Below are 26,775 nucleotides of genomic sequence, written 5' to 3'. Positions count from 1 at the left end.
CTGTGCTTCCGTGGCCGGCACGTTGCTCTTTTTCGCCAGGCCACGGAGGTAGTGGATGCCGCGCCAGCTTGCGCCGATCACGCTACCCACTTTTCCGGAAAAGGTGCCGTTGGCACCGTTGATAAATTTTGCCATCTTTTCTAATGATTTAAAAAGTTACTACTTCAATTTATACGCCTTGCCAGTGTTTCGATGTACCGGTACGTTGACTGACAGAGGCAAACATAGGTCACTGAACACCAGCATCCTAGCGCTGTCACCCACCTGTCACCGGATCCGAGGAATGTTGTCACCGATACGCCCTTTTGGTGACACGGTTGTCACCTGTTCCCGGGCTGTTGCCCGGACACTGTGCGTCACGGACGCACCTGCCGCGTACCAAACGGCAGTCTTCCTGCTGCCACGCGGCTGTGTACAGCAGGCGGATAGCACGGCAAAAACAGGCGGGCAGCCAAGCCACCCGCAGCAGTCTGGCAGCGGTTACGGAGCAGTTGTACAGCCGTTAGGGGTTTTTGCCCCACTTCCAGAAGTAACAGGCCTGGAGGTCTTCCCTGCGGTAGCGGATCTGGCCGTCGTCGTTGAGCACGAAACGGAGTTTACCGTTGATCCGGTAGCGGGTCACCGTACGGGGGTCTACCAGCAGGAAATCGGCGGCTTCTTTACGGTTGGATAGGGTTTCGGGTATGGATTCGGTCGGTTCTTCCGGTTTTTGTGGCAGTAGTGCCGCATCGGGCATGGTTACCGCGCGACAGCAGTTCCGGTCGGCAGACTGTAGCATCACAAATTCTTCCATTAGGCGGTGTATATCCGTGAGCGTTTCACGGATTAAATAGATGTCTTTTTCCATAGGGGATTTTGATGTACCTTTGTTTTGATTGAATTGATAATTGATTAATTAAACGACTACGGATATTGTTGTAGAATAGATAATATACATATTGAGCTAAAGCGACAGTTGTTTAACTGGGTATCCAAAAACGCTAAATTTAACATTACTCCAAAGCTAGACAGACTGCTCGCCCGCGTTATGCGCGGGTGCAGTTGGTTATGGAGTAAGGGCGATTAGCGTTGCCTGGATACCTAATGTAACGGCCCGCGTTTTTTTATGGCCACACTTGCATTCATACCGACCCATCAACTCCTACAGACGCCGATTCCGGCCGCTGGGTTCAGCGAATCATTTACCGAAACCTGCCACCGTCAAGGTTGGCGAACCCTGGGCGACATCGTGCGGCTACCGCTTATCCAACTGCTGCAAACCCCGGGTTACCTGCCACAATGCCACCAGGAGCTGGTCCGTTTTTTAGGCAACCACCACCGGCTGCACCTATTGGACACCTCTTATTAGCGGTAGTAGCTGATTCTCAATAGCTTTTTCAGGTTTGCCTCGGTAACATTCAGACCCTTGCCATCGGGGATGCTCAGCACCACCCGCCCTACGCTCAGGGTCTCCCGTATCCGGTCCAGCGCAACCACCGTACTTCGGTCCAGCTCGAAAAAGCGATCGGGCGGCAGCTGTTTGACCAACCGGCCGAACCCCATATTCACCTCGATGATGCGCTCGCCCTGGGCTCCCCCATGCACCAGCGACACCAAACTTTTTTTATCATTGGCTTTGATGTAATTGATGTCGGCTAATTTTTCAAACCGGTGTACGCCGTCGCCCATAGGCAGTGCGATTCGGCTGCTACCCCGGGTAAGCTCGGCGTCACTTACCTGCAATTCGCCCAATCGTACCATAGCCTTCTTCACGCCGTTGAGTACCGACGGGAAATCGACGGGCTTGCGGAGGTAGTCTGCCACGTTGAGGGCGTAGCCATCTTGCCAGAACTCATCGAATGCCGTATAAAAGATGGCCATGGGCGGTTTATCCAGCAAGCGCAGCAGGTCCACGCCGCTCATGCCGGGCATATCGATATCCAGGAAGAGTAAATCGATATCCAGCTTGGGGATTTCCGAGGAAGCCTGGAGCGATTTATGGAAAATGGCCACCTGCTGCAAATAGTTGATTTTACTCAGGTGGGTAACGAGCGATTCCGCATCGGCGGAATTATCGTCGACAATAGCATACCGGATTTTCTGTTGTATCATAGCTGAAAGATTTAAAAGTGGATGGTTATGGTAATGGTGTAAAAAGTCCCGTCGTCTTCAATATGTATCCGGTTCCGGTTGGGATAAAACAGGTCGAGCTGCTTTTGCAACGCCCGCAGCCCCAGGCCGGTGGATCGCGTCTGGGCTTTGGCAGGGTCGATCTTATTGCGGCAGGTGAATACCATCTTGTCTTTATCACTCGATACGGCTACCTGTACGGGGTGTTCCGGATCGGTAAAATCGCCGTATTTGAGTGCGTTCTCCAAGGTAGTGCTCAATGAAAGCGCGGGTACCTGGCGCATGAGCATGTGCGGCCCGCGCCGGAAGGTTATCTCCGTTTCATGCGGTTTGGCCAATCCGTTTATCCGAGCCAGTTTTTCCATGATGTCCATCTCGTCAGCTAATGTAATCCACATGTGATCGGTCCCGATATATTGATAATAAGTACGTTCCAGATCGGTCATCGCGTCGAACAATTCAGCGCTTCGGTCGCCGCTTAGGATTCCCGAACGTATGGTCATCCATACGCCGTGGGTCCAATGCGATTTCAGCCGGCTTTGGAGGGCGGCGATCCGCAATCGCTCGTTTTCCTCCTTCAGCTGGGATTGTATGCGCTCGGCTTCGAGCTTCAGGTTTAAAGCATTGGATAACTCGCGCTCTTGCTCCAGTAGGGTTTGTTGCTGTTTGTAGATGCGCTCCTTGTGCTGCTGGGCCACCCGCATCAATTGGTACGTACTGCTGGTGAGCAAAGCTGGCTCCAGATGGTGTGTCATGTTGCGGATATACTTACCGAGGTGAAAGGGCTTACCCACATCATACAGGTAAACATCAACCATCGGTAACAGGATATAAATCAGCGCGTAAGCGGCGATGTACAACGCCGTGATAGCCAGCGCGAGCTGAAGCAGGGTTTTCCAAAGGTGCTGGTAGGTAAAATAGTGGTATGCGATGGCATTGAGCAGGTAAAACGTACCGACGTAGCACGCAAACGCGAGCAATATCGGCAGCGGTGAAATAGTGGCTCCCCCGATGAAATTGAGCAAGTAGGTCGCCAGGAAATAGCAGATCCAGATAAGCGCATGTTTTTTCCAACGCATGGAAAGACTGGTAAATGTCGTTGCCATGGGCTTGTTCGAATTGGTTAAAAGAGCCAAAACTAGTTATTTCTGCTGAAATCACAGTAATTTTCGTGCACATAAAACCAATTATCCCATTGCCAGGGTTCGCCGGCAACCATTTCGGCCAACCCACCGTATAGCTGTGCGGTTGCCTTTTCGGCCATTGCCCGTGGGTGGGCGGCCATGCCCCCGGTTACGTTATGGGATTGCCATTCCACGGCACCGTGGCGGGTACGGCGGCATAGGATGCCGATGAACGGCACGCCGGCACAGCCGGCCAGCCAGGCCAGCCCGATACGCACCGAGATGCGGGCGGCAAGGAACGATACGGCAGGCAGCTGGGGTTGCATGCCACTGCCCAGGTTGCCATCGAGGTAGCCTACTACGCTGCGCCCTTGCCGCAATGCCCGGATCAGCTGGATACCCGCTGCGGGATGTTCTGCCTCAATCAGGGTAAGCGCATCAGCGGGGTAACCGGCACCGGCCAGCGCATCGCGGTAGACCCCCTCTTGTTTCTGCCGCACAGAACGGCTCACCAGCAAAGCCACCGATACCTGCTGCCGGACCAATTCGTGCACCAGCAGGCGGTAGGAGCCGGTGTGGAAGGTGCCTACGATGGCGGGCCGCTGGCGGAGCCCGGCCACGGCCGCCTTGCTCCCCCCTTTCCAACTGCGCGGTACATCCAGCGGAAAGCGTTCATCAAGGAAGCTCAATTGCCGGTTCAGCACGGCGTGTTTGAATTGCTCCTGCAGCTGCTCATCGGTAAGGTGGGGCAGCGCCACACGGACGTTGCCGGCAAAGCGCATATAGCGTTGGTGCCACATAGGCGATGCGGTGGTATCGAGGTGGTGTATTTCGGCCACGAGGGCCTCCTTCTCCTGTAAATATGCGTGATTTTCCATGTTGTTGCGTGATTTGGTTTATTGGAAAAAGGCGGGCATTGGGCCCGCCATCCGGTTAGATAATGAAATTATCGCATTTGTCGTCGTCGTCAATGATGGGAAAGAGCAACAGGGGCTCACTTTCCCATACCGGCCGGTTTACCAAACCGGTTGACTGACATAACATCGAAGTACTGACTATAGGTGCCATCATCTTTATGTTATCGGTTCTGTTCCTACTCTATTGCCCAGGTTTTCGGATTCCCCTGTGACCGGTGGCGCCACCGGCTGATCGTCGACAGGGCTAAGATGGGGGGATTGGCGGACGGAAAGGCATAAAATTCGTGAAGATAGGCCTGGCAAGCGTGAAACATGCCTATCGTATCGCAAGCACGGTCACGCCGTGAAACGGGCTGTTCACGCCATTATTATACACTTTCACGCATTCATCGGCCTGCAGATGCCACCGAACAGCTAGGTTCGCGAAAATGCCGAAACACCATGGAAAGACAACTGACCATCCACTTTACGCAGGCGCCGGACCTACACCCCAGGGAATTGGAAGGGGCGCCGAACGCCACCCATTTCCCGATGAAGCACGCCCGGTGCAGCGTGCTTGAGCATACCGATGCCGTCCTGTACCAGCAGGAGGTAGACCGTTGGCCCTTCACTGTCCGGCTTTTCACGCTGGATGCCAAACGGGGCCAGCAGTTGACCATCCGCCTCCATGACAACGGGGTGTATTTTAGCTATTTATTTGCGGGCCAGCTAAACCACCTGCTGGGTGGCGGCACACCGTTCAGGCTGCGGGCGCCGCAGTATTGCGGCTGCTACCTGCCCCGGGGCGACTACCCCGTGAACCTGCCGCCCGGCAAACACGAGCTCTTCCTTTTCGGGTTTCCCTATGGCTATCTCATATGGCTATCTCAGCGATATGCGTTTTTACGGTCGCTCGCGGAGGCATGGAAAGACCATCCCGGCCGGGCCGTGTGCTTGCCCAAAATCACCATCCGGCCGGACGACAGAAGGTTGCTTGCACAGCTGGCACGGCTTACCGGCGATGACGATGGGACGGCCGGTGTTAAGGCGTATGTGGTTGAGTTCGTTGCACGGTACCAAGCGCAGCTGAGCGCTAGGCCGGGCGCCGTACGGGATGGGACGCTGCTAGCCGCGGTACGGGCTTACATTGAGCGACACTATGCCGATCCACAGGCGGTAAAGTTGGCCACCGTTGCCGCGCATTTCGGCCACGGCGCTCCCGGTTTACGGAAGGCTTTTATCGCCCGCTATGGCCGCTCCATGGCAGACCTGGTCTCGGCTTGCCGCGTTGCGGCGGCCGAAGCGCTACTCGCTGACACCGAACTGCCGCTGGCCACCATTGCCGAAAGGGTGGGATTTGCCAATGCCAAAAGCTTGGACCGTGCGTTCGGAAACATGGAATACACATAAACCATGAACCGATTTATCAGTTATATCCGCCATCGCATTCCGCTCCCCGCGGAAGCCGAGGCTTTTCTGTGGCAGCATGGCCGTGTGATGGCCTACGACCGGCTGAACCATTTTCTGACGCCCCAAGTACGGGCCCCGTACTGGTGCGTAGTACTTGAGGGCATGGCCTATGGCTATACGCTGGACAAAGACGGCCAGCGTTACATCCATTGGTTTGCCATGGAGATGCAGGGATTTACAGGGGTGCGGCACCTATACACCCCCAATCCAGGCTTGCATTACGTGCAGTTTGCGGAAGTATCGCGTATTTTGCGCATCCCCGCGCTGAAGATGCGCGAAGGCAAGGAGCGTTTCCCCGAGTTGAGCGAGCTGCTGCACGTAATGAAGCAGCAATACATCGACCGGCAGGATAAGCTGGTGGAGGTGCTGCAGCAGGAATCGGCCTATAAACGATACACCAAGTTTTTGGCTGCTTTTCCGGCACTGGCCGATCGGATGACGCCCGACCAGACGATGGATTTCATCAATATCGCGCGGCCCACGTATTACCGGGTGCTGAAACGGTATCTGGATGAACGGCGGAGGGGGAAAAGTATCTAAACAAAATATATCCAATACTTTTCGTATTTTTGTGTGTATCATTACCACTAGCGATAAGTTGGTAATAGATGACAGCTCGGACAGTAAGTAACGGGTAACAAAAGGAAAGAATAAGATTATGGCAACGCTGACGGTAAATATCGATAACGAAAAGGATCTTCCTATATTGAAAGAAATCCTTAATCGCTTTGGTTTGAAATATAAAATAGATCAGCAAGCAGAACTGAACCCGGAAGGCGAAGTCCTTTATAAGCGATTTAAGAAAACCTTTAAAGAAATTAAAGATTGGGAAGCAGGGAAAACGAAATTACAACCTGCAAAAGAGGCGTTAGCAGAAATCGAGGCCGAATTAGACAATGGCATTTGACGTACTTTTTTCTACTGCCTTCAAAAAGGAGTTGAAGCGAATTGCTAAAAAACATCGGCAAATCTTTAAAGACATCCACCAACTGATTGACGACCTTGCTGAGGACCCGACCCTTGGCACAGATTTAGGGCAAAATGTTTACAAAATACGAGTGGCCATATCGGGTACGTCAAAAGGAAAATCCGGCGGTGCAAGGGTTATCACTTATGTTAAGTTTACCAATGAAGCGGTGATATTGGCTGAAATATATTTGAAAAACGAATACGACACCGTCACAGTGGATACGGTTATTAATCGGTTGAAGAGCGATAACTTATTATAATCACCTATACCTCAATTTGCACTCAGCGAGATAGCCAGGCATTCCGTTGTTTTTATTAATAACTTCTATAAAAATCACTTTGTCTCATATGAGATTGTAGGGGCAGTGCGAAAGCCCGTCTTTTGCCTATATGGTAAAAGCACTATACATAAGCAAACGATACGGCGCGGGGAGCACCGGAATTCATACTGTGGTTTCCCTGCAAGCAAGCGATGGCCGCTCGGGCGGGGTGCCCCATGGAGTGCCTACGCAGGTTGTACACGATCGCCGGTTTGCCCTGTTCCGGCGCAGGGCCGTGCGAGCTAATTTCCGTGAGTCGGTGGTAACACCGATTCTCCCGGGCCAGTTGCTTGGGGAACGGCGGCGAGTTCGGCCGATGACCGACTAAGCAAAACATTTTTTTTTAAACTTAAAACGGTACGCATTTCCGTATAATAAATGCCTATACGATTATGAAAAATTTAAAAAGCATAATCACTGGAATACTGTCGAGTGCGGTATTCTTTATGGCCGTGCAGGTAACTTTGGCAAATCAAAAGGCTAATGATACCTTTGCACATAAGGAGAATTCTTCAAATAAGAAGAGCCCCTCGGCTGCCAATCTCTTGGAGTCAGACAGTCTTTGGTTTCAGGTTACTTCGCCAAACAACGATGAAAATGACCACGAAAACCAGACGGTGCAGCAACAACCTACGGAAACCAGTCCTTCGGGCGATTGCGCACCGCCCAACTCGGGGAATGTTTGTTCAGTACAGTTAGATATTTCCGGTATCACTGACCCAATCGCGTATAATGCACTATTGGCGCGCATATCTACGACGTCGAACAAACCTACCGTTGAAGAGTTCATCGACCTAGGTGCGACGTATCTTGAAGCAGCCAAGCAGCGTATGTCGGGTGATCCCGAATAAATCGGTTATCCCGTATACCTGATATAGCAACCGGGTGTCGAACCGATGATTCGACACCCGGTTTTGTTACCTTGGATTCTGTTTGTACCCTCCGACCTCGATGGCTTCAACCGGTATCGGCCATACGTACCGATTGTCTCCTGGAGGCAATGTATACGTTTCACCGGCAATGACTCTGGTGAGGGTCAAGGCAAACCTGGGTTCCTTGTTTAAGCGACGCAAATCTTCCCATCGCGTTCCCCTCCATACCAGCTCCTTCCGTCGTTCATCGATTATCCAACTAAGGAGTTCATCGGCATCCGTTGAAGAGCGTTCTGTATACGATCCGCTTTCGAAGCGATGCTTCCGCAGCCAATTGAGGTCTGCCAATCCCTGTTCGAGTCTACCTAACCGAACCGCACATTCGGCGCGGGTGAGATACAGCTCGTCCACGGCGAGCCCGGTAAAATAATTCGTCAGCGCAGCACCGTTATAACTCCCGCTATATTGGTACCTCACGCCCGAAGGTTTAAAAAACAACGGGAAGCGCAGATCCCCTTCTTCGTAGCTATCAAGCAACAGCGTGTCCGGATTCACCACGATATAGGAGATCATACGCGTATACGTATTGTTGACGTTGAAGGAAGCCATGAAAACCACCTCCGCATTCCCCTGTCCATGGGGTGGAAACGTCAGACCCGGCTTCTGTTCAATTGCATTAAAATCGAGGAGTTCATCATGCAACCGAAGGGCTTCGTTGGTTTCAGCAACCGCCTTGTCATATACGCCCATCTGAAGGTAAACGCGCGACAACAACGCATGTACAGCGGCTTTCCCCGGCCTGAAATTTGTCTCCGTCCTATCGGGAAGCAAAGGCAGTGCGTCCTCCAGATCTTTGAGGATTTGGGTATACGTAGCTTCCAGACTCGACCGCTGCACACTAAGGGTTAGGTCAGACTCAAGCCGCAAAGGGAGACCATCTTCCGATCCTGCCGTTGCCGCATCATACACCGCGCAGAACAGTTGAGCCAGGTTATAATAATTCCATGCGCGGTGAAACAGGGCAATTCCCCTGAGCAGGTCGACTTCACCTTCGGACTCCTGGCCCTTGAGTTTTTCTGCACCTTCCAACGCCAAGTTCGCCCAAAGGATGCGCTTATACCCTTCGTTCCAATCCAATAGCTGAACCTCATTACCTTCAAATATTTCACGTTCCCACGTATAAGCGCGTTTCTGGTAGTTATAATTTACCCCGACAGGAAATGTCCCATAGACCCCATCGGCAACAAAATACTCGTCGCTTCCCATCATACCCAACGCGTGCGAGGTCGCATTCATGACTCCGGTATTGTCCATTAACCCCAGGTAATCTGCCAACGTGCTCGGCACCCGTTGCCGGGCTACCGGCTTTTCATCTAAAAATTCGCGTCCGCAGGAACCGCAGACCGCGGCTGCCAATAAAAAAATCAAAACTCTCATCGTTATTCAAAATATATGTCGATCAAAAAGTTGCCTGAATTCCGAAACTGATATGCAAAGGTGCGGGATAATCCGTATTCGGATAGTCGGAGTCTATCCCCTGTTTATTGGCCCGCCATACCGTACCGAAGTTACGGAAGTACGCATATACGCTCCAGTCTTCAAGCCACACCCGTTTGTCGTTGCGCTGGTTAAATCGGTACCTCAGGCTTACATCCTGGAGTTTTATGATATCTCCCTTGGTTACCAGCGCTTCGGAATACGTATAGTATTGCCACAGGTAGAAGTCGTAGTTTTCCTGCCAGGCGGGCACAACGGTTCGGGCTTCATCGCCCGCTTTCTGCCAGCGTTTGAAATAATCCATATGGTATTGCGGGGCAAACGTGACGTACTCCTGCCCTGAAGCGATGGATTTGCGCCGGAACACATGGCCGAACTTGAACGTCAGTAGGAAGTCTGCGGAAAAGCCACGCCATTCGAATCCATTGCGGAGCGAGCCAAACACCGGCGGGACGTCCACACCGGCTTTCACCAGCCCATCATACGGCAGGTTATCTGCAAATGCGCGGTAGGCGGGGGCTTCCGTAGTACGTTGCCCATCGACGACAACGACGGGCAACCCATTCGAGCCATCCAGTCCATGCCAAGGCATCGCATAGACTATATCCCGTGACATCCCTTCCACGGGCACATAGTTGGTGACATAGCGCATAGCATTCCGTTGGACAGATCGGTCCAGGTAGGTAATGCGGTTCCGGCTACCGCTGATCAGCAGCGTCGTATTCCACCCGAAGCGGCCGGTCAGGTTCCGGGAGGTCACCTGCAAATCGTATCCAACCACTTCCATATTCCCATAGTTGGTTTTGAAGGTGGAGTTGGATGGTATACCCAATGTAGGATCCGTCAGCATAGCCCCCAACAGGTTGGTTGCCCGTTTATGATACCCTTCAAAAGATCCGGATATCCGCTGGTTCTTGATTGCCCAATCAATGCCCAGGTTTGCCGTGTTCACCTGTTCCCAACCCAGCGACGGATTACCGGGACTGGAAAGTGTTGATTGCCTGAGGTTGGTAATCCCGTTTGTCTGCACGTTGATGGTGGGATAGTGACTTTGCGACTTGTCGATATTCCCTGCGCTGCCATAGGTGGCACGCAAGCGGAGGTGAGGCAGTGCCGTTACTTTGTAGAACGGCTCCCTGGCAATGTCCCAACTGCCGCCGACCGACCAAAGCGCCGTTCCTTTTTGGTTGGTTTTCACACCGAGCAAGTTGCTCCCATCCCACCGGATACTGCCGCTTAGGGTATATCGCCCGCTGTATACATAACTCCCGTTCAGGAAATATGACAGGTTGCGGTTAAGCGTCCGGTTGGGAACGTAGTCACCCGCAGGAATAAGCATCGAACCTGAACCCGCTGGCCGTAATGGATAAAACTGGCTATGATCGAATAAAGTACTTCCCAACCAGGTCTCCGTATCGAAGTTATAAACAATGTTGCCGACTTTGCTTACCAGGGTCGCCTGCCGGATCTCCGCTCCCGACAGCGCCGTCAGTTCGTGCCCGGTGCCGAACGTGTTCCGGAAATTCACCTGCAAGCGCCCTGCATGGGTATACCCCAGCTGCTGTGCACCGTAGTCCATGATTGCGTTGTGGGGGATGATGCGCCTACCATCCGGCTGGGTAAATTTGTTGACCATATCGCGAACGTAATAGGAGTCCTTGTCGTAATACGTCTCATTGCCTCCGGTAGACCGGGTATATTGGTACGTGGCTGAAACCCGGAACATGTTGCCAATCGATGCATTTGCGAATCCATTGAGTCGCAATGCCTGATCCTCATGGCTACGTTCGTTCAAACCTAACTCGTCCAACGGACGGTTTACCCAGTCCAGCAATCCGGTTGATTCGGCCTCCTCGTGATAGTTGATGCGGAACATGCTAGAAATACTTGCCGGGTTCCCATCGCGGCCTAGCAGTCCGTCATAGATATCGTACGCCCTGTCGTACTGGATCCCTCCGCCTTCGTGGCGGCGCTGGTTCGAATACCAAAGCGCCCCGCCAGACTCAAGCCAATCCGTCAATTTGAATCCATTCTGCACGCCGATGTTGGTGCGGCTTTCCCGGCTCAATTTCACGGTTCCCCGATCCTGCATATGGTTGGCCGATATGAAATAATTATGCCTGTCGCCTCCCCCCCTTACGTTTACTGAGTACTGCTGGTTTACCGCTCGGTCATACATTTGATCGAGAAACTGCTGGCGCAGGTCCGTCTGCCTCATGTAGTCTTCTTCCGTCTGGAATGTTTCATCGCTTATTAAGCCATCGCGCCGCTTGATCAGCAGCTCCACGTAATGCGGTATACGAGTCAGGTCATTTTCGCTGTATGCTCCCCGCTCGAACAATTCTTTCTGAATGGCCATCACCGTTGGCGAAGGCAGATACTGCTGGCTGTAAAAGAGATCCGGGCGCTCTGAAACGCCTGTGTTGGCGTTGATGGACAGCTGGATGCGCTGGCCGTAGCGCGCCTGTTTGGTTGTGATGACGATGACCCCATTACCTGCCCGTGCCCCCCAGATGCTAGATGCCGCTGCATCTTTCAATACCGTAATGCTTTCGATGTCATTGGGATTGATGGAGTTGATATCTCCCTCGAAGGGAAAGTTATCGATCACGATTAATGGCTCCGAATTGGACTCAATGGTATTGATCCCCCTGACCCGGATTTCAGGCTGCCCGCCGACGTCCGCTCCCGTGAGGTTTCGCCGGTCGAAAAGCACACCACTGGCAATTCCCTCCAGCCTGTCCAACAGGTTCGGGCTGGTACTCCGGTTCAGCAAAGCCTGGTCTACGTGAGTAAACGAACCCGTAGCCCGCTCCTTGGGCACGGTATAATAGCCGGTATTGATCTCCACCTCCTGTAGAACATTTTTATCGGGGTAGAGCCGCACGTCAAGGGATTTGCTGGATGTTTTTGCTACAAACACCTTTTCAGGGAGGTATCCTACATGGGAGAACAGCAGGCTATCCGGCAGGTTTGCGGCGGCGAATGAAAAATTGCCGGCCCCATCCGTGGCGACCGAGCGGCGGCTTCCGATTAGCAGTACGGAGGTACCAGCCAGTGGTTCGCCCGATGGGCCGATGACTCTACCGCGCAATACCTCCTGTGCGACGGCTGTGGTACTGTTTCCAATAATCAGTAGGGTGATTAAGTAAATGATTGGTTTCATGGATGCAATAATTTAGTTTAAAAGTTAGCTGTTTCTCTCAATTCCAGTATCGGCACCTGTTTTTCTTCCAGTTCGATATACAGCCCATAGCGTTCGAGTTCACGGTTTATCCGCTGGAGCGATTGCCCTTCTTTCAGTATCCGCGGAAAATAGATGCTGATCGGTGTATCCCGGGCTATTCCGGTGCTGTCGACCACCCGGGTGGTAAGACCTAGCCCCGGCGATGTCCGCAACGATCGGTCGGCCATCAGCATATAAAGCTGAGAGTAGTACTGCCCTTTCGGAAAGTGATAGTATTTATCTACATCCAGGCTTTCCGGCAGATTGCCGTCTGTCAGCAGCCGCAGGGTTTCCTCTTTCGTGCCGCGCAGCTTCAATACGCCATACCGGTGTTTTGGCCCGGGTACAATTCGCGCCGAGATACCCCGGTACACGCCGAAAAACTTCCCGATGTCCAACTGCATGATCTTGCGGGCATCGCGGTCAGACAGGTGCCCCTTCACCCGCAGTTCGTAGCCGAATGCATTGCGGTCGTGCCAGGTTAGGTAAGCTGAATCCTGCTCCGCGGTATTCTCGGGGCCTACCGGCGGCGGTCCTTCCCGCAGCTTCCGCTCGATCTCGGGGATTACATTCAGCGACACACCTCCGTTGCTGACGTGGAAGTGCTGAAAGACTTCCCGTTCGTACGCCTGGTAGAACAAGGCAAGCAGCGGTTGGTTCACGCAATACACAATGGTACTATCGCCCTTATAGACCACCTGTGTGGGTTCACTGCGGTAGTTACGCACATGGCGAGCTATCTTCGAATTCTCACTCCTGTACCACAACCCGGTAGCGCCGTTATCCTCCACGAACAGCGGTCTTAACGGGTCCAGCATTTGATCCCTGATTTTCATCACCATGCGGGGCTGCCCGCCTTCAATGGCTGTAGTGATATTGGCCTTGGTTGCATAAGACGGAAAGGGAATCGCCATCACCCTATCGTCTTTGATCCACACCATGTGGGGCAAGCCGTTGTGTGGAAAAATCCGGGCTAAGGTACGGTCGCCCACAATGGAAGGTGTGTCCCAGGCAAACCGTTTGATCACCGGTTCGATCTCTCTGGCGGACTGCCCGGTGACGGGTATGACGACAAACCTCGGATCCTGCAACTCACGCCTGAGGGTATCCAGCTTGTTGAGCGAAGCGATGCACGGGCCGCACCATGTGGCCCAGAAATCGAGGATAATCAGTTTATCGCGGTGGTCGCCCAACCGCACCTGCGTAGGCGTTCCCGTTTTCAAATCCACCGCATCGTGTACGGTGTCAAAAAATGATTCCGGTAGCCGTTCACCCATCCGTATGGTTACCTCCGATGGCTCGAAAAACTGTTGAGACTTGGCGGCCATCGGAAATAGCAATGCCGGGGCCACGATACATAGTAATATAGTTTTCTTCATATGATTAGTTAGTTGGAATGGCTGATAAAATGGACAACAGGCTTTCCAGATGAAAGCGTACGTCGTTTGATGCAGCTTTGCGAATCCTTTCTGAGATTCCGGCCGACAACTCCCGCTTGTGCAGCCCTGCATGATAGCGGGCCCCTGCTATCGTGGCTGGATTGACCTTTCCGGATGCATCGGCCAGCCTAGCGATTTCCGTGACGTATAGCAACTGCATCCGCTGTTCGTATTCGCTCTGACCATAGGGGTCGCGGAAAATACGGCTCTGAAGCAACTTCAGGATATCGTGTGATCCATTTGCTGCCAATGCGCCAAGTAGTCCGGCCAACACCTGCTGCTGGCATTTGGCTAAGTGGGCTGCGGCGCTGCCTCCGCCCGAAGCGTTCGGAAGACGGCCGACCAACCAATACGGCTCGCCGATAAAATGATCCATCATAAACGCCAGTTCCGGCCGTCCTGCATCTGTATCAATGCTCGCGGCAACATGGTTTAAGTAATTTCCGTACTGCCCGATGATTTCACGGCAAACCTCATTAGCCTGATTCGGGTACCATACGGTCAGGCTGTCCATCATCCGTTTCAGGTTATCGACACCATATCCAGCCGCAAGAACGGGATCGTCGCCCAAGTCTTCAGCTTGGCAACGCGGATCGAACGACTGCCGCCCCTCTGCGCCATACCATAGTTCCCCACGGCTCACCGATTCCTTAGTCCAATCATTCAGGATTTCCCGGTCCTTCTCCACGTCGCCCGTAGGCGCACGCAGCCGATACCCCCATTCAACAGCCCACCGGTCATAGACGCCAATGCGGGGAATCAATCCCGACAGCGATACATCATCTTCGGGTTGGGCCACATAATTCACACGGATATAGTCCATAATAGATGGACTAATGGGATGTGCAGCAAGCCACTCGGGGTTACGGAGGTTTTCTACTGGCACTGTAGACGATGCCCCGAAATTGTGCATTAGCCCAAGCACGTGGCCCACCTCGTGGGCAATGATTTTACGGACCATGGCGCCCATAAAGGCCGTATCCATTTTATTGCGTCGCAGCATGGGCCTGTGTACTGAACCCATTACACGCCCCCATTTCAAGATGTTTTGCATATGGCCATGATGCCAAGCGATATGCGCATTCAGTATCTCGCCGCTACGCGGATCGGTCACCAGTTCGGCCGTGGCGTTAGCAATAGGACTGGGCTTGTAGCACACCATCGGATAGCGCGCATCACCCACCATCTGGCTTTCCATCCCGAACGGCACCTGTTCCCCTCGGATGGCATTTTTGAATCCGGCTTGTTCAAAAGCTTGCTGCCAGTCATTGACGCCCTGTATCATGTAAGGTACCCATTCTTTTGGCATTGCGGGGTCGATGTAGATGACGATGGGCCTACGAGGTTCCACTAGTTCACCCCGGAAATACGCTTCGCGGTCTTCGGGCCGCGGCTCTATCCGCCATCGCTTCACCATACGCAGGCTTTGCTCTGGTTTGAATGGGTCGCTGTAATCCCGCACTGCTTGTGTATAATACCCTACGCGATGGTCGGGCTTACGGATTTCGTATGGTATCTTCGGTAGGAGAAACCAAGTGGACCGTATCGCCATCCGGACTGTTTCGCCGTTGCGGTAGGCGTAGGTCTTTACGCTGCTTACCACAGTATGGGTATCCGTCACTTCAATGCTTTGCAAGGAAGATTTTTGCGCGTTCATGCTACTGACCCCAAATTTCTTCCGGAGTGTGGAGGAAAAGGTCATTACCGCGTTGTCGCCCGATAGAAAATCTGTTCCATCTACCATGGAAGCATCGCCTGCTTTATTACGGCAAAGTATAGGGAAGCTGTGTAAAGCGGAGAGTAGGTCCGCATTTGGCGGCAACATTGGCGACCCATCGTTTGTTTGGATGCGGTCCGAATAGTCGACGATATATAGATTAAGTGTGCCATCGGATTCCTTATCGAAACGGAACAGCGTTTCCCCCATCAGGTCGCCGCTGTAGCCGAGGAAATTGAGGAAGGGATCGAATGGTTTATCGCCAGCCCACCCTTTCGCAATACGGTTTACCGCAAGGATATCGCGGCCAAGGAGCGAATCTGGGATTTCGAGGTATAGCTTTCCACGTACTTCGTGCACACCAAGCATGCCGTATTGAGATTTGGCATTGGAGCCGATAACGTCNGCAATACGGTTTACCGCAAGGATATCGCGGCCAAGGAGCGAATCTGGGATTTCGAGGTATAGCTTTCCACGTACTTCGTGCACACCAAGCATGCCGTATTGAGATTTGGCATTGGAGCCGATAACGTCTGCAACTGCCGTAGCCGCAGGCTCCGCCTGTTGGGCGGAGACCTGCTTCACGGCATACAAACACATGCTCATTGATACAGCCAGGAGGCTGATGTATCGTATTTTTAGGCATTTCGGCTTATGTTTGGCTAGGGCATAGCCATCCCCTAAGCGTAAAGTTCTCTTCATTGTGCATTGGCTTTTAACGGTTTAAGAAAAATTTATTCCTAGAACCGACGCACCAATGCTGAGTTTTTCCGCTATTTTATTTGCAGGTATAAGAAAAAGCGCCTACTTTTAGCATTGCGAATTATTGCCGAAAATGGACACCTTCTCCAACCTGATCTAAAAGCGGGTTTTTCTATCAGCATTGGGGTCGGTAGCAACCAAGGAAGTGGGCTTTTTTATGGCCGTGCTTTTGGGGGTAGGCCTTTTTAATGTACCTCCCTCCTACGCGCTTCCTACGACTGCGTTATTTTTCGGTGGACCTACACAGGGCCTCTTTTTACGTTCTTTAAAAGTGATTGTAGGGATTGGGGCTGTACCCATTTAGTGTCGCAAATTGCGATATCATACGCAAGTGGCTTGCGATACGGGTACTTTGGCGGTTTGGCAGATGTCGTTTCCATAATCTTTTCGGTTATGTAAACGATATCAACTCAATAAGCTATGAGAAAACCGAACTGGAATAAACCAATAGGGTGAGCCTCAATGCTTTGGCAAGTGGTACCGCTAAGAACCGCCAAGCCGAAGCTTGGTTCCCCCAAAGGATTACATGAAGCTCACCCTACTGAATATGATATTGCAAAAATAGCATTATTCAATAAATGGGCGAGCTCACGGTCTGCTCATGGGGAAAATTAGCGGTTTTCTTGCATGAGTGACATCGTAAATGAGAGTACTTCCCTCATTCAATTTCGCATATCAACGAGACAAATATAAAACAAATAATCCATATATGGAAATATTTTAACCAAAAATGGAAGAAAATAAAAAATTAACACGTTTTGGTAGGTATTTAAAAAAGATAGGGGCACGTCCTTCTAAGATTGCTCCGATGATCAGCATAAAACCAAAGACCATTTCTTTGCTTGCGACGGACAGTAGTAGAACAATTTATGCCGAAGATTTCTACAAAATCGTTATGGTGGCAAACAAACAAGCAGGCCTTACAGACCAAGCTTTCGTAACCGCTGTAGATGAGATTTTCCCAAATAGAAGTAAAACAAATTTATTAGAGGAGTTTAAAGACTATTCCCCAGAATCATTATTTTTCAAGAAGCATGCTCAGCAGCAGGCCGGCTTGGAGAAAAAGCTTGAAATGCCCGAAAATAAGCTTAGCAAATATTTTGGTGACCATAAAAAACGTATAATAGCGATCGAAATGATCTGCTTTATTGAAGGGATGGGATATGATTTACTAACTACCTTCAAAGAAATATACGGGCCAATCGGTGAAGACGAAATGCTTCCAAGCCTTGACATTTTAAATGAAAGGGCTACAATAATCTACCAATACGTAAAAGCTTACAACGAACAGGATGTACCCGGTATGTTGGCTCACATGGCTGATGCGGTAGTTTTTGATAATTGCGAAAACAACCTAGTAACCTTGCATTTGGAAGGGATCGATGAGTTTAGGAAGCAAGCTATTGACGCACTTACCTATTTTACTGAGCGGCGACAAAGAATCCTATCCCTAACTCACAAACCCAATGCTACGGAAATCACCGTTGCCTATGAAGCAATAGTGGGGGTGGATTTACCGGATGGCATTAAAGAGGGCGATAAGATACAACTAACAGGCAGGTCCGTTTTTGAGTTTTCGCCAACCGGCAAGATTTCCAAGTTGACTGATTACAGCTAAAATCATATATTCAGCCTAAAGACTAACTAGAACCGCTGGTAATAACTGAGTTGCCCCTTAAAACGTGGTCGTTGGATTTTATGAGCGATGTTCTGACCAATAAACGGAACTTCAGGGCACTGAACATAATCGATGATTATAACAGGCAGACGATTACCGTGCAGGTTGTCCGCAGTATTCCGGCACGATAAAGGTCGCAAAAAAAGAAAGCCCCGAAACGGGGAGAATCGGGGCTTTCAAACTAACCAATTATAAACCTAAATTATGAAAAGACAATCTTATAAATTTCACTAACTGACTCTATAACGCATGGCATGTCCATTTTGTTGCAATTAATTTGTTGAGAAATGTTAAATGGACCTCTCGATGACAAAAGGCCGCCTAAAAAAGAGAAACCCGTCACTTTGAGAGAAACCCGTCACTTTGAAAGTAACGGGTCCCCGCCCCAATGGGGTTAGGGGCTATCAACCTAAACCTATGCCTAAAACGAACAAGCTAGCGGATTATTTTGTTTGAAGGGAGAATTTTATGAATTAGAAGCGACTCGCTGTTCCAAAGATTTGGAAGTCAGGGCCAGTTCTATCGGTGATAAATAATGCAATAGGCCTACTTGACTTTCAACTCGGCTTTGACTTTTAAGACAAAATCCACGGGAACAATTGCAAGCGATGCGATTTTTTCTACAGAGAAATTTGTGCTAAGCAATAAATTTTTTACAATTTGGGCCGTGGTCTCCCTTCTTACCGAATCAAACGCATTCTGCGTATCCCATTTGGCTTTTAAACTTGCTTCGTATGCCATACGTTCCTCCTTTCTTAATTTTCATCTGTCTTGTCTATTTTCTAAGGCAGATGAGAGATCGATAAGCCAGTCTTCCACGCGCCAGGCTTATCTTAGTTTGCTACTTCCGATATGTTAAAGATAAGCTGAAAAATCCGCTTATCCAAAAATGTTGGAACCTTATCCAGCGTACTCATATGCTTCAACAGATACATCCATTTGTCTGTATCTGTCAGCAAATCACCTTCTTCCTTTACAAAATTAGGTAATTTATCAGTTGACAATAAGTTCATTTTGGCCTGATAGAGCCCTTCGGGGTTCCAATAACTTAAAACCCAACTTATTGTAAAAAACTTCTCCCGACGTCTTTTCCATCAAGGCTATATCGTGGAAGTAACGGTCCTGTTCGTCCGCATCCATACTGAATTCTAGAATGCCAATCAGATAAACTTCCGGCAATTGATAGTCATTGGACGCCTTGCCCTTTTTCAGCAACCGTTGGATGAGCCGCGATACATAATAAAGTGCCCTATCCTTGAAGAAGTCCTGCCGGACCCGCTGCATCTCGACGATGAAATATTCGCCATTGTCGCCACGGCAATGCAGGTCGAAAACAACGCGCTTATCCTCACCGTCATCGCCATCGTGCTCATTGGGTGCATATTCGAGTTCTGCAATGTGCTTCTCCCCCCGGAAGAGGTCGTTTAAGAACTCTTTTAAAATCTCCTTGTTGGGCTCCTACCCGAAAAGATGGCGGAAGCCCCAGTCGGTTAAAGGGTCTATAAATTTCCCTATTTTAGGTTCTTTTGCATTGGTCATACGCAAAGATAAAAATTTTAGCCGAACTGTGTCCGATAATTCATTAGCCAATTAGCTTTAACCGACCAGTATGTGTAATTTTATCAAATACGTCAACATCCATAATTTCAAAACCATCAGAAACTGCGAGATTAAAGCATGTAAACGTATCAATCTGTTTATTTTATTGCCCGAAGTGCAGTAGGCACTTCCCATATAGTTGAGGCGCTTTCTTTTTTCTCCATTCCCTTCCTCCGTGAAAACACATCAAAGAGCATTACGCAGTGTATGGGGAAGAATGACCTATGGATAACGGCGACTGCCACACTTTCCTCGGAATATGCACTTGCTTAATAGTAGTATTATTACTACCTTTGTGTCGTTGATGGACTCTGTAGGTGTGAGGTCTATTATTTACGGCTTAAAATAATCGTTCACACTAAAATTGGTTCCTTATGAAATCGAGCGAGTTCCATCGGTTTCTGCGGAAGAATGGCTGGATTCATATCCGTACCAGTGGTAGTCATTACATTTATGAAAAGGATGGGAGGACTTATCCCGTTCCGTATCATGGTAACAAGGAAATGGGAGAAGGTCTCCGTAGAAAAATCATCAAGGATTTGGGGCTGAAATAATCCCCAAATTCTTATTTGTCGCACGTCGCATTTTTATATTATGAAAACACTGAAAATTATCATTGAGCGGAGTACTGATATGTTCAGTGCTTATGCAGAGAATGTTCCAGGTATTTACGGTGGTGGGGGTACTGTGGAGGAAGCAAAACAATCCATATTGGATAGCATCGCATTATTAAAAGAATATAATACCCCAGATAATATTCCCTCGCTTCTTAAAGGGGATTACGGTATCATTTATCATTTCGATGCCGAAAGTTTCTTGAATTATTACAAAGGTATATTTACCAATGCGGCCTTGGAAAAAATAACAGGAATTAACCAGCGACAGTTACAGCATTATTCTACTGGTCTAAAAAAGCCTCGACAGCCCCAGCTGAGAAAAATCGAAAATGGCCTTCATAAACTGGCGGCTGAATTACAGTCGGTGGAGTTGGTTTGAACTTCTTTAGTCATGCTGTAGAAAACAAGAAAGCCGCCGAGGATAGAAACCCCATAATTGATAAGATGATTGATCTGTTGAATAAACTTCCTGATGACTCATTTAAGACAAAACTCATGACTGATTTACAAAAGATAAAGTCCGGTTGTAATCTCCCCGAAAATTAGCTGCGGTAGTGAGTAGAAACTTAGTTGCCGATTACTTCCCAATGGCCGCCGTTGGCAGGCCCGATACGACGTAATTTTTTGTGCTTTTGCAATTGGCTGATATTGCGCTCTACCGAACGTTCAGTAATTCCCAGTAGTCGCGCAAGTTCAGGTATCGTTATATCAGGATTATCGTGAATATACGCTATAATTTTCCCCGACGTTTTCCCCGACGTTTTCCCTGCGTCGGCTAATCTTTCAGCATACACTATAACACGGAATCCATGCTGGAAATTTTCAAACTTCGGTGCCTTCAGCCCGTACTGTTCAAACGCCTCCCGGATTCGACGAATCCCAGAACCGTACTTTTCTATCAATTGAGCCTCCTTAAAGGTGGCGGCAACTTTCCGGTTACGGGAGTACGACGAATACTCGTCAGTAAGCAATTGCTCGATCGTAATCGTATCCGGCAGATGGCCGGGATTGAAAAACTCAATATAGCGGCGTCTCCTTGCCCTGGTTGTTCTTTTCGATAAACTTCACGACCTTATCCAGTGACAGGTCATCGAGTGCCCGATCCGGATTGATATAGCTATCCCAACTGGTATTGAAAGAGCGGAGATACAGGTCGGCGATTTCTGTCAACGATAGTTGGTGGTTGGCATTGTTTACCCGCTTGTAATACCGGCCTTTGAAGGCAACGGGTTTGACCGGAAATTCCTTTACCGATAGAACGCCGACTTTGGTTCCGACCAAGTCTATTTCATCCACATCCGGGATGATACTGGGTTGGGTTTTGTTCTTGATTTCATTTACCCACTTCTGCAAAGACTCGCTACCCAACGTAAACCCTTTTACAGGCTTGCCGTTATCATCGACACCCACCAGTACCCTGCCGCCACTGCTATTGGCAAAAGCCGTCAGCGACTCAATAACCCCATCGGTAAACGAGCTTTTGAATTCTGTGTGTTGGTCTTCGCGTAATCTGGTTTTTGGCATTTCCGTCTGGCCTCCCACGCCTTTCGTAGAATGGCCAAAGATAGTTAATTCTGAATTAAAAGTGTGGCAGACTTCTGCTGGTTGGGCTTCAACTTTATCTTCATCGATTTTCCGAGACATATTGAATTTACGTGAAAGCCTTTGCGAATTTTTAAAAATAAATGCGGTAGGTTCCTTGGCATATGCTTGTCGGGTTTAAGATTTGGGCAACTATTTAATTGATTGTGTGCAAGATATAAATATATTTTGTAATATTGAAGTCTGGTCAATATCAATTAGAGAAACGAATAACCTGAACGATGGAAGAACATAATGATGAACCGCTCAATGTGGAAGATTTATTACGCAGGGTAGGGCCTTATGACCCTAAATCGGATCTGCTGGGATACCAATACCCCCCGATTGACTTATTGCCAGAACAGATGAGGCTGTTGCTCCAACATTTCAGGAAAAAAGGCAAAGCATTTACGTTGCCGTTATTGCTGAACGTTGGGAGTCTGATGTAATTATCTATAAGTCAATTATGAAATGGACGAAGTTCACTAAAATCTTAATAGTCATGAAAAGTATAGTAATAATAATATTATTATCAATCTGCCACACAGGGTTTTCACAAATATATGAGAATGATACAATGTCAATGACTTTCAGCCAATTGGTGTCGTATAAGATTGATTACGAAAAGTTCAGGAGGGATGCCGAATTAGATCCGGAACGGTATTCAAAGAGTAGAGATTCTGCATACTCTGCATACATTGCCCAATGCAATATGATTAAAAGTAAACCAGATCAGTATTTAAGGTATATTGATTTCGCACTCCAAAGGACCGAGCTATCAGATCAACACATATTATATAATTTTGTGGACATGACCAAACCGTTTAATGCCAATAAATATCTTATTTCCAAACGAGTTTTATATATGGCAATTAAGTATATCTTACTGGTACAAAACGATGATGTATTGCCTGAATATCTGAGGTGAAATGTTACACGCAATTAACAACAGACACCAATAGTGCATTTATGTTTTGTGTTATTGGAAATTGCTTCAGGCGGCGAAATGGGGAAAGTACCTGATGACATTCATGAATTTTCAAACATACGGACAAGCCGAACACCGTTTTTCAAAGTAGGCAAACAAAAAGAGTAAAATGCACAAAAAAAACGCTATCGTTGCCTCAATTGTTATTGCCTCACTGGTGGCTTGCAACAACCCGCAGCAGAACAGAATCAAAGAAAGCCAGCCAATTGCTGAACAGCCTAAGGCATTAATTCAAAATGTTTTAACGAAAGAACAGCGGGATGCACTAACGCCGAATCAAATTATACAATCCTTTAAGGAAGGTAATGAACGCTTCGTCAACAATGACCTAACTGCCAGGGATCACTCCGCACAAGTGAGAAACAGTGCCGATGGTCAGTATCCAAAAGCACTGATTTTATCCTGTTTAGACAGCCGCGTACCAGTAGAAGATGTTTTTGACAGGGGTATCGGAGATATTTTTGTAGGGCGGATAGCCGGGAATTTTGTAAACGAAGATTTGCTCGGCAGCATGGAATTCGGGTGCAAAGTATCTGGAGCAAAAGTGATTTTAGTACTTGGCCATGAACATTGCGGCGCCATAAAGTCGGCTATCGACAATGTAAAGCTGGGTAATATTACCGCGATGCTTTCGAAGATAACACCTGCTGTAGAGAAAGCCAACTATGAAGGAGAACGGACATCCGGCAACCCTGAGTTTGTTCATGAAGTATGTGAAAGCAATGTAAAACACACCATTGAGCAAATCCGCCTGAACAGTCCCATCCTCAAAGAGATGGAAGACAATAAAGAAATAGAAATAATCGGCGGGATTTATGAAATGAGCACCGGTAAAGTGACTTTCTTGGAATAGAAACCTGATAACAACGCTTGGGGCCCGTTAGCTCACCTCATGAGGGCCGGGCCGTTTTCATCCTCCCGAAAAGCTTGACCACTTCATTGGCCAGGAGCGGCACTACTCCAAGTCCCAGCACCAACAACCAGTCGCTTAGCCCAATGGGCTGGAGTTTGAAGGCCGTCCGCATAAACGGGATATAAAGCACCAGCAATTGCAAGGCTATCCCCAGGACAACTGCACCCACAAGGTATTTATTTGAGAGAAACCCGACTTTGAAAATGGACTTGTGTTCGTGCCTGAAACTGAACGAATAGAACAACTGGCAGGCAATGATGGTTAAAAAGGAAAGCGTGCAGGCATACTCGTGGACAACTTCAGGGATACCGCTTTTCAGCGGGTTGTACCCCTGGATATAATACCCTAAAAGAAACGCCGTAAGTGTTAAGAGCCCAATCAGTGTTCCGGCCAATATAACGCGTCGTCCGGCGCCATGCGAAAAGAAATTCTCATTCACCGTCCGGGGCCTTTCCCTCATCACGTCCTCATCGCCGGGATCCATGCCGAGCGCCACCGCCGGAAGGGTGTCTGTCACTAGATTAATCCACAAAAGCTGGGTGGCAATAAGAGGTACGGGCAACCCTGCAACTATGGCGACAAACATCGTGACAACTTCGCCCACATTACACGAGAGCAGGAAAACCACCGATTTTTTAATGTTGTTGTAAATATTCCTACCCTGCTCAATGGCATTGATAATCGTGGCGAAGTTATCATCAGCCAGAATCATATCTGATGCATTTTTGGCCACATCGGTGCCCTCTATTCCCATGGCCACCCCAATGTCGGCCGCTTTGAGCGACGGCGCATCATTCACGCCATCGCCTGTCATCGAAACGATATTACCCTTTGATTTGAACGCCCGTACAATATTGACCTTGTGTTCGGGTGAAACCCGGGCGAAAACGCGATAATCCGCGATATGGGATTGCAATTCGGATCGCGACATATGGTTAATCGCCGCACCGGTGGTCGCCTCCGAGGCATCTTCCGCGATGCCTAGGTCTTTGGCAATGGCAAATGCGGTGTTTTTGTGGTCCCCGGTAATCATCACAGTGGTGATACCTGCTTCTTTAGCCACAGCAATCGAATCTCTGACCTCCGCCCGCGGCGGATCGACCATGCCTACCACTCCGATCATCACCAGGCCCTCTTCGAAATCACCGGATGGTATCGGGCTGTCTAACGGCTTAAAAGCCGCGGCCAACGTGCGGAGTGCCTTTTCAGTCATGATGTCCGAAGCCGCCAACAGTGCGGCTTTGTGGGCCTCGGTAATCGGAATGATGTTACCATTTTCAACAACAGACGAGCATTTCAGAATGAGGTTGTCTATTGCACCTTTGGCATACACAACGTATTTTCCGTCTTTTTGGTTCAGGGTGGACATCATTTTCCGGTCGGAGTCAAATGCCAGCTCGTCAATACGGGGCTGATTTCGGTGTAGTTTCTTTCGGTTTATATCCAAGTCGTCCGCCATCTGCAACAACGCGATCTCGGTTGGGTCGCCCGTACCTTCCCCATTTTCAAGGGTCGCATCTGAAGCCAGCACCATGGCTTCCGCGAGTAAGATACCGTCAGAAGACAGCGCCTCGCCAACGCGCTGGGCTTTGTCGGTAAAGCTATACAGCTCTTGCACCGTCATTTTGTTTTGGGTGAGTGTGCCAGTCTTATCGGAACACACAATGTTGACCGACCCTAGGGTCTCGACAGCTGGGAGCCTCTTGATAATCGCATTTTGCCTTGCCATTTTTGTTACCCCAATAGAAAGTACCACCGCCACGATTGCCGCCAGACCTTCGGGGATAGCCGCAACAGCCAACGATACCGAAGTGAGGAACATCTCGGCCAAATCTCGCCCTTGGAGGAATGAAACGCAGAAAATAACCACACAAACGACGATTGCGGCGATGCCAAGGGCTTTCCCGAGTTTATCCAAACGGATCTCCAGCGGCGTCCTGGTTTCTTCATCCTCACTCAGAATCCGGGCAATATTGCCTACCTCGGTGTGGTTTCCCGTACCAACAACAACACCCTCCCCCCTGCCGTAGGTGACTAAGGTGGTCATGTACGCCAAATTGGTGCGGTCGCCAAGCGGAATATATTCTTCCGAAAATACGACATCCGCATCTTTGGTCGTGGCAACAGACTCGCCGGTCAACGCAGACTCGTCTATCTGTAGGTTGGCACTCTCGATTAGCCGCAAATCGGCGGGGATATAACGGCCTGCGTCTAAGACGACAACATCACCAGGTACAATCGCTTCCGAATCGATCTCCTTTGTTTGGCCATCTCGCTTTACCACGGCTTTTGGCGTGGCTAAGTCCCACAATGCATCGATGGCATTTCCGGCCTTTACCTCCTGTACCACGCCCAATATGGCATTGATGAGAATCACAGCGATGATAATAATACCGTCTATATATTCTCCCATCAACATGGTAACGACAACCGCCCCTATCAGCACATAAATCAGTGCATCTTGCAATTGTGAAACGAATAATACAAAAATGGATTTCCGCTTTTGGGTTTGTAGTTTGTTGGGCCCATATTGGTCTAACCTTTTTTGGACCTCATTTTGCGAAAGCCCTGTATCGGTATCTACATTCAGTTCACTGATTACCTGTTCAATAGATTGGGCATGAAATAACGGATTGCCAGTTTTTGGAACACTCATACGGGCTGAAAAACTTTTTCGATACTATAAAGTTATGAATAGTATTTGTTTTTAACCTACATTTTCTACATTTTGGAGTATGACTTTCAGCGCTATCCGCCCGCTGCCCTTACAGCTCAACAGTATAAAAAAAGACGTCTTTACGATGGTTTTTGCAGCCATATTACTGTTCGCCCTCTCGTTAGACGGCCAGGTAAGCACGTGGGACGGCACACTGATGGTATTATTCGGTATTATTTACTTGATCGTAGTAGTAAAAACAAGCAAAAGGGAACCCCTCGAAGTACAGCAGGAGTACAGCATACGTGTAGATGAAAACGATGGATCGTTGAATACGTAGCC

Annotated in this window: 29 protein-coding genes; 15 read left to right on the top strand and 14 right to left on the bottom strand. The window is 49.3% G+C overall.

Annotation, left to right across the window (positions count from 1 at the left end; all coding sequences use genetic code 11):
• Window positions 1–135 (bottom strand): DUF6266 family protein (locus NGM62_RS15265; protein WP_262249124.1); only part of this gene is annotated, 135 nt, incomplete at its 3' end.
• A 173-nt stretch (window positions 136–308) separates the two neighbouring features.
• On the opposite strand from NGM62_RS15265, the gene NGM62_RS15260 reads away from it, so the two are divergent.
• On the top strand, window positions 309–506 hold the full coding sequence (locus NGM62_RS15260) for a hypothetical protein (protein ID WP_262249123.1): 198 nt from the start codon (window positions 309–311) through the stop codon (window positions 504–506).
• Here the strand turns inward: NGM62_RS15260 and NGM62_RS15255 are convergent.
• Entirely contained in the window at window positions 503–847 is a 345-nt protein-coding gene (locus NGM62_RS15255; RefSeq protein WP_262249122.1) for a helix-turn-helix domain-containing protein, read from the bottom strand. The genes NGM62_RS15260 and NGM62_RS15255 overlap by 4 nt on opposite strands.
• 258 nt (window positions 848–1,105) lie before the next feature.
• Here NGM62_RS15255 and NGM62_RS15250 point away from each other — a divergent pair, with 258 nt between their 5' ends.
• Window positions 1,106–1,348, top strand: a complete 243-nt coding sequence (locus NGM62_RS15250) for a hypothetical protein (RefSeq protein ID WP_262249121.1) — start codon at window positions 1,106–1,108, stop codon at window positions 1,346–1,348.
• Here the strand turns inward: NGM62_RS15250 and NGM62_RS15245 are convergent.
• From NGM62_RS15245 to NGM62_RS15235, 3 genes are read right to left on the bottom strand one after another with little or no spacing between them, the layout of a single operon-like run.
• A complete protein-coding gene (locus NGM62_RS15245) occupies window positions 1,345–2,091 on the bottom strand; it encodes a LytR/AlgR family response regulator transcription factor (protein WP_262249120.1) in 747 nt (248 codons plus the stop codon). The genes NGM62_RS15250 and NGM62_RS15245 overlap by 4 nt on opposite strands.
• 11 nt (window positions 2,092–2,102) lie before the next feature.
• Entirely contained in the window at window positions 2,103–3,215 is a 1,113-nt protein-coding gene (locus NGM62_RS15240) for a hypothetical protein (RefSeq protein ID WP_262249119.1), read from the bottom strand.
• 32 nt (window positions 3,216–3,247) lie between these two features.
• Complete coding sequence (locus NGM62_RS15235; protein WP_262249118.1) at window positions 3,248–4,111, bottom strand: hypothetical protein; 864 nt, start codon at window positions 4,109–4,111, stop codon at window positions 3,248–3,250.
• Here NGM62_RS15235 and NGM62_RS15230 point away from each other — a divergent pair.
• The 7 genes from NGM62_RS15230 to NGM62_RS15200 all read left to right on the top strand — a co-directional run bounded on the left by NGM62_RS15230 (window position 4,110) and on the right by NGM62_RS15200 (window position 7,739).
• Entirely contained in the window at window positions 4,110–4,265 is a 156-nt protein-coding gene (locus NGM62_RS15230; protein WP_262249117.1) for a hypothetical protein, read from the top strand. The genes NGM62_RS15235 and NGM62_RS15230 overlap by 2 nt on opposite strands.
• Before the next feature lie 326 nt (window positions 4,266–4,591).
• On the top strand, window positions 4,592–5,539 hold the full coding sequence (locus NGM62_RS15225; protein ID WP_262249116.1) for an AraC family transcriptional regulator: 948 nt from the start codon (window positions 4,592–4,594) through the stop codon (window positions 5,537–5,539).
• 3 nt (window positions 5,540–5,542) lie between these two features.
• The gene (locus tag NGM62_RS15220) at window positions 5,543–6,139 is read left to right on the top strand and encodes a Crp/Fnr family transcriptional regulator (protein ID WP_262249115.1); all 597 of its coding nucleotides are present in this window, start codon (window positions 5,543–5,545) and stop codon (window positions 6,137–6,139) included.
• A 118-nt stretch (window positions 6,140–6,257) separates the two neighbouring features.
• Entirely contained in the window at window positions 6,258–6,506 is a 249-nt protein-coding gene (locus NGM62_RS15215; protein ID WP_262249114.1) for a hypothetical protein, read from the top strand.
• Window positions 6,496–6,828, top strand: coding sequence for a type II toxin-antitoxin system RelE/ParE family toxin (locus tag NGM62_RS15210; RefSeq protein WP_262249113.1), 333 nt, complete (start codon window positions 6,496–6,498; stop codon window positions 6,826–6,828). The genes NGM62_RS15215 and NGM62_RS15210 overlap by 11 nt, the downstream gene beginning before the upstream one ends.
• 130 nt (window positions 6,829–6,958) lie before the next feature.
• Complete coding sequence (locus NGM62_RS15205) at window positions 6,959–7,216, top strand: hypothetical protein (protein ID WP_262249112.1); 258 nt, start codon at window positions 6,959–6,961, stop codon at window positions 7,214–7,216.
• A 64-nt stretch (window positions 7,217–7,280) separates the two neighbouring features.
• Window positions 7,281–7,739, top strand: a complete 459-nt coding sequence (locus NGM62_RS15200; protein ID WP_262249111.1) for a hypothetical protein — start codon at window positions 7,281–7,283, stop codon at window positions 7,737–7,739.
• Window positions 7,740–7,805: 66 nt separating this feature from the next.
• Here the strand turns inward: NGM62_RS15200 and NGM62_RS15195 are convergent, their stop codons facing one another.
• Genes NGM62_RS15195 through NGM62_RS15180 form a run of 4 tightly spaced genes read right to left on the bottom strand, consistent with a single transcriptional unit; the run spans window position 7,806 to window position 16,239 of the window.
• Complete coding sequence (locus NGM62_RS15195) at window positions 7,806–9,197, bottom strand: RagB/SusD family nutrient uptake outer membrane protein (protein ID WP_262249110.1); 1,392 nt, start codon at window positions 9,195–9,197, stop codon at window positions 7,806–7,808.
• A gap of 22 nt (window positions 9,198–9,219) precedes the next feature.
• Window positions 9,220–12,423 (bottom strand): SusC/RagA family TonB-linked outer membrane protein, encoded by a 3,204-nt coding sequence (locus NGM62_RS15190; RefSeq protein ID WP_262249109.1) that lies wholly within the window; start codon window positions 12,421–12,423, stop codon window positions 9,220–9,222.
• Between the two features lie 17 nt (window positions 12,424–12,440).
• Window positions 12,441–13,862 carry a TlpA family protein disulfide reductase gene (locus NGM62_RS15185; protein WP_262249108.1) on the bottom strand — a complete coding sequence of 474 codons (1,422 nt, stop codon included), beginning with the start codon at window positions 13,860–13,862 and terminating at the stop codon, window positions 12,441–12,443.
• A 4-nt stretch (window positions 13,863–13,866) separates the two neighbouring features.
• Window positions 13,867–16,239, bottom strand: coding sequence for a zinc-dependent metalloprotease (locus NGM62_RS15180; RefSeq protein WP_449301317.1), 2,373 nt, complete (start codon window positions 16,237–16,239; stop codon window positions 13,867–13,869).
• A gap of 892 nt (window positions 16,240–17,131) precedes the next feature.
• Here NGM62_RS15180 and NGM62_RS15175 point away from each other — a divergent pair.
• Complete coding sequence (locus tag NGM62_RS15175; protein ID WP_262249106.1) at window positions 17,132–18,019, top strand: nuclear transport factor 2 family protein; 888 nt, start codon at window positions 17,132–17,134, stop codon at window positions 18,017–18,019.
• 606 nt (window positions 18,020–18,625) lie between these two features.
• Here the strand turns inward: NGM62_RS15175 and NGM62_RS15170 are convergent.
• Complete coding sequence (locus tag NGM62_RS15170; RefSeq protein WP_262249105.1) at window positions 18,626–18,820, bottom strand: hypothetical protein; 195 nt, start codon at window positions 18,818–18,820, stop codon at window positions 18,626–18,628.
• Window positions 18,821–19,072: 252 nt separating this feature from the next.
• Entirely contained in the window at window positions 19,073–19,477 is a 405-nt protein-coding gene (locus NGM62_RS22265) for a PD-(D/E)XK nuclease family transposase (RefSeq protein ID WP_390937589.1), read from the bottom strand.
• Between the two features lie 575 nt (window positions 19,478–20,052).
• Between NGM62_RS22265 and NGM62_RS15160 the strand changes: the two genes are divergently transcribed.
• Entirely contained in the window at window positions 20,053–20,232 is a 180-nt protein-coding gene (locus tag NGM62_RS15160; protein ID WP_262249103.1) for a type II toxin-antitoxin system HicA family toxin, read from the top strand.
• Between the two features lie 40 nt (window positions 20,233–20,272).
• Window positions 20,273–20,674, top strand: coding sequence for a type II toxin-antitoxin system HicB family antitoxin (locus NGM62_RS15155; RefSeq protein WP_262249102.1), 402 nt, complete (start codon window positions 20,273–20,275; stop codon window positions 20,672–20,674).
• A 187-nt stretch (window positions 20,675–20,861) separates the two neighbouring features.
• Here the strand turns inward: NGM62_RS15155 and NGM62_RS15150 are convergent, their stop codons facing one another.
• Both NGM62_RS15150 and NGM62_RS15145 read right to left on the bottom strand, forming a co-directional pair.
• The gene (locus tag NGM62_RS15150; protein WP_262249101.1) at window positions 20,862–21,266 is read right to left on the bottom strand and encodes an ATP-binding protein; all 405 of its coding nucleotides are present in this window, start codon (window positions 21,264–21,266) and stop codon (window positions 20,862–20,864) included.
• 46 nt (window positions 21,267–21,312) lie between these two features.
• Window positions 21,313–21,939 (bottom strand): AlbA family DNA-binding domain-containing protein, encoded by a 627-nt coding sequence (locus tag NGM62_RS15145; RefSeq protein WP_262249100.1) that lies wholly within the window; start codon window positions 21,937–21,939, stop codon window positions 21,313–21,315.
• A gap of 179 nt (window positions 21,940–22,118) precedes the next feature.
• Here NGM62_RS15145 and NGM62_RS15140 point away from each other — a divergent pair, with 179 nt between their 5' ends.
• Both NGM62_RS15140 and NGM62_RS15135 read left to right on the top strand, forming a co-directional pair.
• Window positions 22,119–22,325 carry a hypothetical protein gene (locus tag NGM62_RS15140; protein WP_262249099.1) on the top strand — a complete coding sequence of 69 codons (207 nt, stop codon included), beginning with the start codon at window positions 22,119–22,121 and terminating at the stop codon, window positions 22,323–22,325.
• A 648-nt stretch (window positions 22,326–22,973) separates the two neighbouring features.
• Window positions 22,974–23,717 (top strand): carbonic anhydrase family protein, encoded by a 744-nt coding sequence (locus NGM62_RS15135; RefSeq protein WP_262249098.1) that lies wholly within the window; start codon window positions 22,974–22,976, stop codon window positions 23,715–23,717.
• A gap of 37 nt (window positions 23,718–23,754) precedes the next feature.
• On the opposite strand, the gene NGM62_RS15130 is transcribed toward NGM62_RS15135, so the two are convergent.
• Window positions 23,755–26,433: a cation-translocating P-type ATPase gene (locus NGM62_RS15130; RefSeq protein ID WP_262249097.1), complete on the bottom strand. Its 2,679-nt coding sequence runs from the start codon at window positions 26,431–26,433 to the stop codon at window positions 23,755–23,757.
• A gap of 79 nt (window positions 26,434–26,512) precedes the next feature.
• On the opposite strand from NGM62_RS15130, the gene NGM62_RS15125 reads away from it, so the two are divergent.
• Window positions 26,513–26,773 carry a hypothetical protein gene (locus NGM62_RS15125; protein ID WP_262249096.1) on the top strand — a complete coding sequence of 87 codons (261 nt, stop codon included), beginning with the start codon at window positions 26,513–26,515 and terminating at the stop codon, window positions 26,771–26,773.
• Window positions 26,774–26,775: the final 2 nt, after the last annotated feature.

The sequence above is a fragment of the Parapedobacter soli genome (assembly GCF_025460835.1).
Taxonomy (GTDB): Bacteria; Bacteroidota; Bacteroidia; order Sphingobacteriales; family Sphingobacteriaceae; genus Parapedobacter; species Parapedobacter soli.
This window is presented reverse-complemented; position numbering and strand designations above follow the sequence as displayed.